We start from the raw sequence: 11,229 nt of genomic DNA, 5'->3' as shown, positions 1-11,229 counted from the left end.
CGCAGCCAGCGTAACCGGCTCCAGTGGTCACGCTTTGGTCGTCTCGCAGACATCTACATACCGAAGCCCAGAACTGCACATCCCTATCCGGAGGAACGCTTCGCGTCACGAACCTGAGGCAGGAGCCGTATGCGGTAGTTCCGCACGTACGGATCTGTGCGGGGGGCGGCAGGTAACTGCCGTCCCTACCGCGACCTATATATCAACTGATTAGCGCAAAACGGCAACAGCCCCTAGGCTCCATAGGCAGCCTGTTCGGCATGTGGGCACGTCTATGTGCCTTGTGCGCCTTGACAGCGTTTCTGTCTAGTACACACTTTGCAAAGACTTGCAAAACTTCCGCAATCTCGCACAGATGAAGGAGCGTGGAGAAGGTGCGATGAAAACCGGCCATCTATTGATCCTTACGCTCGATGAGTTGGCCGCCTATTTGAAGATCGGTAAACGAGCACTATATAGACTCGCCGCGAAAGGCGAGATTGATCAGTGGATTGCCGATCAGACGCAAGCCAGCACGAATAAGGAGGTGATGCGCAAACGTGCACAGCAGAAATCAGCCGAACAGGACTTGTCGAAGCCGCGCGATGTTCGTCTCAACAGGCGAACGAGTTAACTGAATCTTCTCTATTTGGAGGTGTGACATGGATATTGACTTCAAGAAGTTGGCACCCTGGAACTGGTTCAAGAAGGAGCAGGAGGAGCAGCAAACCGCCTCTTCCGCTCTGCCAGTGCAGCGCAATGATGTCCCAGTGCCAGGAGGAGCGGTCAGTCCGATCTTGCAGTTGCATCGCGAGATTGATCGTCTGTTCGATGATGCCTTTCGGGGATTTGGATTTCCTGCACTGGCCGTTCCGCGCTTGCCAGCCGACTGGCCGGGCATGCTGAAGCCGGCCCTGGACATCCAGGAAGGCGACAAACAGTACAAGATTGCTTTGGAACTTCCCGGTGTTGAGGAGAAGGATATCCAGATCACCCTCGACAACGACGTGCTGGTAGTGCGTGGTGAGAAGCGTCAGGAGCAGGAAAAGAAAGAGAGTGGCTTTCACCGCATCGAACGCTCCTATGGCAGTTTCCAGCGCGCCCTGAATCTGCCAGATGATGCCAACCAGGATACGATCAAAGCCAATTTCAAGAACGGAGTGCTGACGATCACCATGGACAAGCGTGAGGTCAGTGCACCAAAACAGGGGCGTTCAATCCCGGTCAATAGCTGACGCCATCAACCAACTCTTTCATATCGAAAGTGATCAAACGCCCGGCGTGGCACTGTGCCATACGGTGCCTCGCTGTCTCTCTAAGTTAAGGAGTGTCAGCATGGCCAGAAAACAATGCCAAGTCTGCGGCCAGCCCGCCACGGTGCGGGTGGAAGCCAATCTCAATGGTCGTCACAGCACCATGCTGCTCTGTGACGATCATTACCGCCACCTCGTGCGCCAGCAGAAGCGCAGCGTTTCTCCGCTGGAAGCCCTGTTTGGCGCGCGCAGCGGTCTGTTTGAGGACTTTCTGGGCAGCGACTTTTTCCGTATTGGTGACGAGTCGACGACTGTTACTGCCGATACCGATGATGTGGTCGATGCCTCCTTTGGCGAACCGGCTTCGGCGGGATCAGGTGCACAGCGCCGTCGAGGCAGCGGACTCGCTAGTCGCATCAGCGAGCAATCAGAGGCGTTGCTTCAGGAAGCCGCCAAGTATGCGGCCGAGTTCGGTCGTCCGGAAGTGGATACCGAGCACCTGCTTTTGGCACTGAACCACAGCGACGTAATCAAGACCATCCTCGGTCAGTTCAAGATCAAGGTCGATGATCTCACGCGACAGATCGAATCCGAAGCCAAACGCGGTGACCAGCCATTTGAGGGCGAAATTGGTGTGTCGCCGCGCGTCAAGGATGCACTGAGTCGTGCTTTCGTGGCGTCCAACGAACTGGGTCACTCGTATGTCGGCCCGGAGCACTTCCTGATCGGCTTGGCAGAGGAAGGCGAAGGTTTGGCCGCCAACCTGCTGCGCCGATATGGCCTCACGCCGCAGGCGCTGCGTCAACAGGTGAGCAAGGTGGTCGGCAAGGGGGCCGAGGACGGTCGCGCTGAGACGCCGACCAACACACCTGAGCTCGACAAGTACTCGCGTGACCTTACCAAAATGGCGCGTGACGGCAAGCTCGATCCGGTCATCGGCCGCGCACAGGAGATTGAGACCACCATCGAGGTGCTGGCCCGGCGCAAGAAGAACAATCCGGTACTGATTGGCGAGCCGGGGGTGGGCAAGACAGCCATCGTCGAGGGGCTGGCGCAGCGCATGGTCGCCGGCGAAGTGCCCGAGACATTACGCGACAAGCGCTTGGTGGAGCTGAATATCAACGCGATGGTCGCAGGGGCCAAGTACCGGGGTGAGTTCGAGGAGCGTGTACAGAAGGTGCTCAAGGAAGTGACCGAGCACCAGGGCGAACTCATCTTGTTTATCGACGAGGTGCACACCATCGTTGGCGCGGGCCAGGGTGGCGGCGAAGGCGGGCTCGATGTGGCCAACGTCTTCAAGCCGATGATGGCGCGCGGTGAACTCAACCTGATCGGTGCCACCACGCTTAACGAGTACCAGAAGTACATTGAAAAGGATGCCGCGCTGGAGCGTCGCTTCCAGCCGGTGATGGTGCCCGAGCCGACGGTAGCACAGACCATGATGATCCTTCGTGGTCTGCGCGACACCTTCGAAGCGCACCACAAGGTCAGCATTACGGAGGACGCGATCATTGCGGCCGCTGAGCTCTCTGACCGGTATATCACGGCACGCTTTCTCCCCGACAAAGCCATCGACTTGTTGGATCAGGCCGCCGCGCGCGTGAAGCTGTCGGCCACGGCGCGCCCGGTGGCCGTGCAGGAGCTTGAATCCGAACTGCACCAATTGCGGCGCGAGCAAGACTATGTGGCGTCGCGCAAGCAGTACGACAAGGCTGCTGAACTTGGCAAGCGCATCGAGGCCAAGGAAGCCGAACTCAAGAAACTCGTCGAGGATTGGGAGCGTGAGCGTGCTTCGGGCAGCGCCGAGGTCAAGGCCCAGCACGTGGCGCAGATCGTGTCGCGGCTAACCGGCATCCCGGTCAACGAACTGACGGTGGAGGAGCGCGAAAAGCTGCTGCACCTGGAGCAACGTCTACACGAGCGTTTGGTGGGGCAAGACGAGGCCGTGCGGGCGGTGGCCGACGCGGTACGACTATCGCGGGCGGGGCTGCGCGAGGGCAGCAAGCCGGTGGCCACGTTCCTGTTCCTCGGCCCGACCGGCGTGGGTAAGACCGAACTCGCCAAGGCTTTGGCTGAAACCATCTACGGCGATGAGGGGGCGCTCTTGCGCATCGACATGTCTGAGTACGGTGAACGCCATACCGTCGCACGTTTGGTAGGCGCACCTCCGGGCTATGTCGGTTATGACGAGGGCGGCCAGCTTACCGAGAAGGTGCGTCGCAAGCCTTACAGCGTGTTGCTGCTGGACGAGATCGAGAAGGCTCACCCCGACGTCTACAACATCCTGCTGCAGGTGTTCGACGATGGGCGCCTTACCGATGGCAAGGGACGGGTGGTGGACTTCACCAACACCATCATCATCGCCACGTCCAATCTCGGCTCGGACATCATCCAGCGGCGCTTGAAGGCTCGCGGTGCCGCCGGCGAGGAACACGAGAAGACCAAGTCCGAGGTGATGGACGTGCTGCGCGGACACTTCCGCCCCGAGTTCCTCAACCGCATCGACGAGATCATCGTCTTCCATGCGCTGGGCAAGGAGGAGATCCGCCATATCGTCGGCCTGCAGCTCGATCGTGTGGCCCGCAACGCCGCCAGCCAGGGCGTGACGCTGACCTTCGATCAGACCTTGATCGATCACTTCGCGGAGGAAGGCTACAAGCCCGAGTTCGGCGCGCGAGAGCTCAAGCGGTTGATCCGCAGCGAGCTGGAGACCGCGCTGGCGCGCGAGATGCTGGGTGGCGGTATCGGCAAGGGCGATCACGCCAGCGCTCGCTGGGATGACAAGGCCGAGCGGGTGGTTTTCGAGCGCAAGGAGCCACCAGTGAAGCCGGTCGAGCCTGAGAAGCCCGATGCCGCGAACGTGGCCGAGGCACCGCCGAACGGCGAGAGCAAGGCTACGCGCAAGAAGAAGTCAGCGGGCGGCGAATCTTGAGCGATGGGAGGCTGTCGTGTCCGACCCCAACGGGCTGACATGGGCAGCCACCCTCGTGTCGCTGGCGGTCGCTATCCCCACAGCGGGGCACGCGGTCATCTACAAGCGTGACCCTCGATCGGCCACGCTGTGGGTACTGCTGATCGCCTTGTTGCCGCTGGGCGGTTCGCTGCTGTATGTGCTGTTCGGCATCAACCGTTACCAGCGGCGGGCGCGGCGGCTTTTCCCGGGAGCAGATGATGCTGTTCGACAAGGCCTCTCGCCCACGATGCCCGAGGCTGTATCGCCGCCACTTGCCGGTCTGGCCCACCTGGTGGGACGCGCCACCGGCCAGTCGCTGACCGGCGGCAACCGCATCGAGCCGCTTGTCGATGGCGAGCAGGCCTACCCGGCCATGCTCGCCGCCATCGAATCGGCGCGGTACAGCGTCGCCTTGGCCTCGTACATCTTCGACAGCCAAGGCATCGGGGCGCAGTTCGTCGATGCGCTGCGCCGGGCTCATGAGCGCGGCGTGCAAGTGCGGGTGTTGATCGACGACGTGTATGCCCGCTGGACGCCCCGCAGCGCCTACCGCGCCTTGCAGCGCGCCGGCGTTCCGGCGGCGACGTTCAACCCGACATTGATTCCCGCGCGCCTGCATGCCGCGCATCTGCGCAATCACCGCAAGCTGCTGGTGATCGATGGCGAGACGGGTTTCACCGGCGGCATGAACATCTTCAGCACGTATTGGCGGCCCGATGCGCCGGGCCAGGCCTGTCACGATTTGCACTTTCGTCTGCGCGGGCCGGTGGTAGAGCATCTGATGCGGAGCTTCACCGATGATTGGTGCGATACCACGGGCGAGCGGCTCAGCAAGGGTTTCTGGGGCGAACCGCCCGTAACGGCTGATGAGCCGGGAACCAGTTGGGCGCGCGGCATCGAGGCCGGTCCCGACGAGGCCCTGGACCGGATGCGCTGGACCTTCATGGGCGCTTTGAGCGCGGCGAAGCATTCGGTGCGCATCTGGACACCTTACTTCGTGCCCGATCAGCCGATGATCGCGGCGCTGAGTACGGCCGCGTTGCGCGGCGTGCGTATCGACGTGCTGACGCCCGCAAACGGCGACCATCCCACGGTGCAATGGGCCGCGCGCGCCCACTACTGGCAGGTGCTGGAGCACGGTGTACGCATCTTCGAACGGCCTGGCCCGTTCGACCACAGCAAGCTGATGCTGATAGACGGCCAGTGGTGCTGCCTGGGTTCGGCCAATTGGGATGCGCGCAGCCTGCGCCTCAACTTCGAGTTCAATGTGGAGGTGTACGACACCGCGTTGTCTACGCGACTGTCATCCCTTTTTGATGCCGCCCGTGATGCAGCGGACGAGATATCGGCGATGGCGTTGCGCGCCCGCCCGCTGGCCATCCGGTTGCGCGACGGGTTGGCCCGTCTGTTCACCCCCATTCTCTAGCGACACGACTTGCGAGGAACATTGCCCATGGAAAAGAAAGATCAATGGAACATTGGTTACTGGATCGTCGCCGTCCTGTTGCTGCTGACGCTGCAGAACTACTGGCAGGCGGCCAAGACCGTCGAGCCCGTACCCTACAGCGAATTCGAGAAAGCGTTGGCCGAGGGGCGCGTCGCCGAAGTGCTGGTGTCGGATCGCACGGTCACCGGGCGCCTGAAAGCGCCTGACAGCCGCGGCAAGACCACGATCGTAGCGACCCGCGTCGAACCCGACCTCGCAGATCGCCTGTCGAAATATGACGTGCCCTATGCCCGCGTGGTGGAAAGCACATGGCTGCGCGACATCTTGTCGTGGATTCTGCCGGCCGTAGCCTTCTTTGGCGTCTGGTTCTTCCTGTTCCGACGCTTCGCTGAGAAACAGGGCATGGGGGGCTTCCTGAGCATTGGCAAGAGCCGTGCAAAGGTATTCATGGAGAAGAATACTGGCGTGACCTTTGCCGATGTCGCTGGCGTTGATGAAGCCAAGGCGGAGTTGGTCGAGATCGTCGACTTCCTCAAGAATCCGCAGGAGTATGGACGGCTCGGGGCGCGCATTCCCAAGGGTGTGTTGCTGGTCGGCCCACCGGGCACGGGCAAGACACTGCTGGCCAAGGCCGTGGCCGGTGAGGCGGCGGTGCCCTTCTTCTCCATCTCCGGATCAGAGTTTGTCGAGATGTTTGTCGGCGTGGGAGCGGCCCGTGTGCGCGACCTGTTCGAACAGGCGCGTGCGCAGGCACCGGCGATCATCTTCATCGATGAGCTGGATGCTTTGGGCCGTGCACGGGGTGTCGGAGGACCGAATGGTGGACACGACGAGCGTGAGCAGACGCTGAACCAGTTGCTTACTGAAATGGACGGCTTCGACAGCTCGGTCGGACTGATCATCCTCGCAGCCACCAACCGGCCGGAGATCCTCGATCAGGCCTTGCTGCGCGCCGGGCGCTTCGACCGTCAGGTGCTGGTGGACCGACCCGACAAGAAAGGTCGCCTGGATATCCTGAAGGTCCATGTCAAGAAGATCACCCTGGCCCACGAGGTAGATCTGGAACAGGTGGCGGCACTGACCACCGGCTTTTCCGGCGCCGATCTGGCCAATCTCGTGAACGAAGCAGCGCTGAACGCGACCCGGCGCAAGGCGCAGGCTGTGGAACTGCAAGACTTCACCGCCGCCATCGAGCGTATCGTGGCCGGCCTGGAAAGGAAGAACCGTGTGCTCAATCCGAAGGAGCGGGAAACCGTGGCCTATCACGAGATGGGACACGCTCTGGTGGCGCTGGCGCTGCCCGGCACCGATCCGGTACACAAGATTTCAATCGTTCCGCGTGGCATCGGTGCACTCGGCTACACCCTGCAGCGGCCCACCGAAGACCGGTTTCTGATGACACGTGCCGACCTGGAGCACAAGATCGCCGTCCTCCTGGGTGGGCGTGCGGCTGAGAAGCTCGTGTTTGGCGAGCTGTCCACAGGGGCTTCAGACGATCTCGCGCGGGCCACCGACATCGCCCGCGACATGATTACGCGCTTCGGCATGGATGAGGGCTTGGGGTACGTTGCTTTTGAGGCACAGAGGCCGCGTTTTCTTGATGCGCCTGAACTGGTACAGGGTGGCTGCCGGGTAGCCGAATCGACTCAGACACGCATCGACCAAGCCATCCGTGACATCGTGATGGGTGTGTTTGATCGTGCATACCGAATTCTCGAAATTAACCGAGAAGTGCTGGAGCGGTGCGCGCGCGAACTGCTCGCACGGGAAACGCTGGATGAATACAGCATCCAGCAACTGACGCAAGGGCTACAGCTCGAATCCCCATGCCACAGTGGTCCAACTGCCGGAGCCATTGCTTCCTCTGTGTCCCAGGGAGCCCCTAATGAGTGACAGACTTCATATCGTCTGCCCACCCTGCTTATCAGTTGTTCGATCCTTGAAGAAAGTGCGTAGCCGCGATGCATAGCGACCCCAACTATACAATCTTTGACGAAATGCGTTCCCAGTTGCAGAAACTTTGGAACCTCTGTTTCACCCATAAGGAGCGTCACCTTTGAACGAGGCTCCTCAAATCTCAGCCCGACACTGTGGCCAGATTAACCAGAATGCCCATTTTGGCAGTTGGCATCTCGATCTTGGCTCGCAACTCCTCACTTGCTCCGATGAAGCCTGCCGCGTGCTCGGCCTGGATGTTGGTGCGCCAATAGCCTTCGAGCGATTCCTGCAGTGCATTCACCCTGAAGACCGCCCCCTCTTCGATAGGGCATGGGATGCTGCCATGTGCGGAAAGTCCCTTGATCTGCGGTATCGCATCGTCAGCGGAGGGCAGGTTCGCTGGATACACCTGCGGGCAACATTCAAGGGCGACGCCTCTGGTCGGCCCAGAGCGGCAGACGGGACGGTAGAGGACATCACCGATCTCAAGAGGGTCGAGCAGGCGCTGAACGCTATGCGCCGACAGCGAGAAGAGTTGGCCAGCCACGTTCCCGGTATGCTTTACCAATACCGTCTTCGTCCGGACGGCAGCTCGCACTTCCCTTATGCCAGCGCGAGGATACAGGAAATATACGGGGTTGCACCGGAGGATGTTGTCGAAGATGCCACTCCTGCGTTCGCTGCGCTCCATCCTGAAGACCGCGACCGTGTGCATGAAACCATACAGGCGTCGGGGCAGTCACTCGCGCTTTGGCATGACGAGTACCGAGTGCAGTTTCCAGACGGTCGGGTGATCTGGGTCGAAGGCGAGGCGTCGCCTGAAGCCATGCCTGATGGGAGCATCCTCTGGCACGGCTATATCCATGATGTCACCTCACGCAGAATATCCGCGGAAGAGCTTCGCCTTGCGGCTAAAGTTTTTGAGCACGCAGGAGAGGGCATCCTCGTTACCGACGCTCAGGCCCACATTGTCAACGTCAACCGGGCGTTTACCGTGATCACTGGTTATGCGCGGGAGGAAGTATTGGGCCAGACACCCCGTCTACTCCAGTCCGATCACTATGACGATGAGTTCTATCAGACCGTTTGGCAGGCTCTGCGTGAGCACGACTATTGGCACGGAGAGCTCTGGTGCCGACGCAAGAACGGCAGTCAGTTTGCCGCGCTGCTGACGATCAGTGCAGTCCCGGATATGCGGGGCAATATCGAGCATTACGCAGCCATGTTTTCCGACATCACGGCGCTGAAGGAGAACCAGCGACAGCTTGAACGCGTTGCTCATTACGACCTGCTCACCGGCTTGCCCAATCGACTATTGCTTGGAGACCGCCTTAAGCAGGCTATTGGTCAGACACGTCGGCGTGGCATGCACCTGGCGGTTGTCTTTATCGATCTGGATGGATTCAAGGAGGTCAACGACCAGCACGGTCACGCAGTCGGCGACAAATTGCTGTCCGTCCTGTCCAGGCGTATGACGCAGGTGTTGCGCGAAGGCGATACCTTGGCCCGCCTTGGTGGTGATGAGTTTGTCGCTATTCTGGTCGACCTGCCGGATGTTTCCATCAGCGTACCGATTCTCGATCGCCTGATCGAGGCAGCGGCACAGCCCGTACCGATTGGTGACGCACTGTGCGAGGTGAGCGCGAGTATCGGTGTGAGCTACTACCCGCAAGGCGAAGATATCGACGCCGACCAACTGCTGCGGCAGGCAGATCAGGCTATGTATCGCGCCAAGCAAGCCGGCAAGAATCGATATCACGTTTTCGATACGGAGAAGGATCGTACGCTGCGCACCCGTCACGAAGGATTTGACAGCATAAAGAATGCACTTGCCAATGGGCAGTTTCTGCTTTATTTCCAACCTAAGGTCAACATGCGCACCGGTGAGGTGCTGGGCGCCGAAGCCTTGATCCGCTGGCAACATCCAACGCGTGGCTTGTTATCTCCTGCCTCCTTCATACCCATCATTGAGAACCATCCGCTCGGGATTGACGTGGGGAAATGGACCATCGAAGCTGCGCTGACCCAGATCGAAGTTTGGCGCAAGGCCGGCCTTCATGTCCCGATCAGCGTGAATATCGGTGCGCGGCACTTGTTGCAACCGGACTTCATCATGCATCTACGGGGTATGTTGTCACGACATCCCGGCGCCCAGCCGCAAGACCTTGAACTGGAAATCCTCGAAACCAGCGCCGTGGAGGACTTCGTTCAAGTGTCTCAGTTGATGGCGCTATGCGAGAGGATGGGATTGCGTTTTGCCCTCGACGATTTCGGCAGCGGCTATTCATCGCTGACCTATCTGAAGCGCCTGCCCGCGCACCTGCTCAAGATCGACCAAGGTTTTATACGCGACATGCTCGAGGATCCGGACGATATCGCCATCCTGGATGCGCTACTGGCACTGGCAAGGTCGTTTGGCAGGAACTGCATTGCGGAGGGAGTCGAATCCATTCAGCATGGTGAAATGCTGCTGCGTCTGGGATGCGAGTGGGGCCAGGGTTATGCCATCGGGCATCCGATGCCGGCGCATGAATTCGAGCAATGGCTACACACCTGGCAGGTACCTTTATCCTGGAAAGGATTCAAGCCTGACAGTCGCTCCGCGCTGCCCGTGCCGTTCACATACGCCGACCACCGGGTCTGGATTTCCCAGATGATCGACTATCTGTCAGGTAAGACCCAAGTGTCTCCTCAATCCGAAACGCTCCAATACTGGCGGGATCAAAGTGGTCGCCCTACGTTCTTCGGCAAGGATCCTGATGATCAGGTCGATGTCCTGCATCAGAGCATTCAGCAGTTGGCTCACACCCTGAGTGAAATGAAAAAAGCCGGCCGTGTCGAGGCATTGAGGGCTGGCATCGACAAGTTGCAACATTTGCAGGCGGAGCTGCTGGGATTGCTGCCGCCAGACCAGAAGCCGGATTGATGCCATGCATGGGACAAAGGGTTGACGTGCAAGAGGCTGATCCACCCATCGGCGGCGCCGGGCGTGGTGGCGGCACCTCACCATGCGGTCCATCCGCACGGAGGTTTACAGGCGTCATTTTGCTCTCATGGTGGCGCCATGGGCGCGCAGGACATTATGCGCTGGGTGGCTTCGCAATTGCCTCGGTAATCCAGGTGTAATCGAGTCGCCTTTTCGGACTCGCCGTTCCATTAAGGTTTCATCGAAAGAGAGAGCAACGCTTATGTATAAAGAATCTGGCCACACGGCCCTTGACGAGATGCGCTCCCAGTGGCGGTTGATGACGGTTTACGAGCGCTTCGAGCAGGTTGTTGCCATCACGCTTTCGGGCGTTATCGCGGTGGTAATTGTGATCTCGCTGATTCAGTTGATTCGGCTCGTCTTCACGCTGCTCGTCATGGATGCGCTGAATCCACTGGATCATCAGGTTTTCCAGCTGGTGTTCGGGGCCACCATGACGCTGCTGATCGCGATGGAATTCAAGCATTCGATCGTCAAAGTGGCTTTGCGCAAGGAAAGCATCATCCAGGTCAAGACCGTCATTCTGATCGCGATCCTGGCACTGGCCCGCAAGCTCATCATCCTCGAACCTGACATTGCTCCTGCCAAAGTGGCCGTGCTGGCGGGGATGGTACTGGCGTTGGGGCTGACTTATTGGCTCATGCGTGAACGCGACGACCGGAAGAGCGAGTAA

Annotated in this window: 7 protein-coding genes; all 7 read left to right on the top strand. The window is 59.9% G+C overall.

The annotated features are described in order from the left end of the window. Positions 1-379: 379 nt before the first annotated feature. The gene (locus DBO86_RS01895; protein ID WP_104727630.1) at positions 380-613 is read left to right on the top strand and encodes a helix-turn-helix transcriptional regulator; all 234 of its coding nucleotides are present in this window, start codon (positions 380-382) and stop codon (positions 611-613) included. Between the two features lie 28 nt (positions 614-641). Continuing rightward, positions 642-1,214, top strand: coding sequence for an Hsp20/alpha crystallin family protein (locus tag DBO86_RS01890; RefSeq protein ID WP_104727628.1), 573 nt, complete (start codon positions 642-644; stop codon positions 1,212-1,214). 100 nt (positions 1,215-1,314) lie between these two features. Further along, positions 1,315-4,164: a heat shock survival AAA family ATPase ClpK gene (gene clpK, locus DBO86_RS01885; RefSeq protein WP_108232846.1), complete on the top strand. Its 2,850-nt coding sequence runs from the start codon at positions 1,315-1,317 to the stop codon at positions 4,162-4,164. Positions 4,165-4,180: 16 nt separating this feature from the next. Then, on the top strand, positions 4,181-5,611 hold the full coding sequence (gene cls, locus DBO86_RS01880; RefSeq protein WP_108232845.1) for a cardiolipin synthase: 1,431 nt from the start codon (positions 4,181-4,183) through the stop codon (positions 5,609-5,611). Positions 5,612-5,638: 27 nt separating this feature from the next. Beyond that, the gene (gene ftsH / locus DBO86_RS01875) at positions 5,639-7,525 is read left to right on the top strand and encodes an ATP-dependent zinc metalloprotease FtsH (RefSeq protein ID WP_108232844.1); all 1,887 of its coding nucleotides are present in this window, start codon (positions 5,639-5,641) and stop codon (positions 7,523-7,525) included. A gap of 163 nt (positions 7,526-7,688) precedes the next feature. Beyond that, complete coding sequence (locus DBO86_RS01870) at positions 7,689-10,496, top strand: sensor domain-containing protein (protein ID WP_108232843.1); 2,808 nt, start codon at positions 7,689-7,691, stop codon at positions 10,494-10,496. 262 nt (positions 10,497-10,758) lie between these two features. Further along, entirely contained in the window at positions 10,759-11,229 is a 471-nt protein-coding gene (locus tag DBO86_RS01865; protein WP_108232842.1) for a phosphate-starvation-inducible PsiE family protein, read from the top strand.

The organism is Ectopseudomonas oleovorans (assembly GCF_003052605.1).
Lineage (GTDB): Bacteria > Pseudomonadota > Gammaproteobacteria > Pseudomonadales > Pseudomonadaceae > Aquipseudomonas > Aquipseudomonas oleovorans_A.
The sequence above is the reverse complement of the archived record's forward strand: the minus strand, read 5'-3'. Positions and strand labels throughout refer to the sequence as shown.

Bases quoted from the DNA above. Each gene is read 5' to 3' on its own strand.
- clpK (WP_108232846.1), top strand. From the start codon at position 1,315: ATGGCCAGAAAACAATGCCAAGTCTGCGGCCAGCCCGCCACGGTGCGG.
- ftsH (WP_108232844.1), top strand. From the start codon at position 5,639: ATGGAAAAGAAAGATCAATGGAACATTGGTTACTGGATCGTCGCCGTC.
- DBO86_RS01865 (WP_108232842.1), top strand. From the start codon at position 10,759: ATGTATAAAGAATCTGGCCACACGGCCCTTGACGAGATGCGCTCCCAG.
- DBO86_RS01895 (WP_104727630.1), top strand. From the start codon at position 380: ATGAAAACCGGCCATCTATTGATCCTTACGCTCGATGAGTTGGCCGCC.
- DBO86_RS01890 (WP_104727628.1), top strand. From the start codon at position 642: ATGGATATTGACTTCAAGAAGTTGGCACCCTGGAACTGGTTCAAGAAG.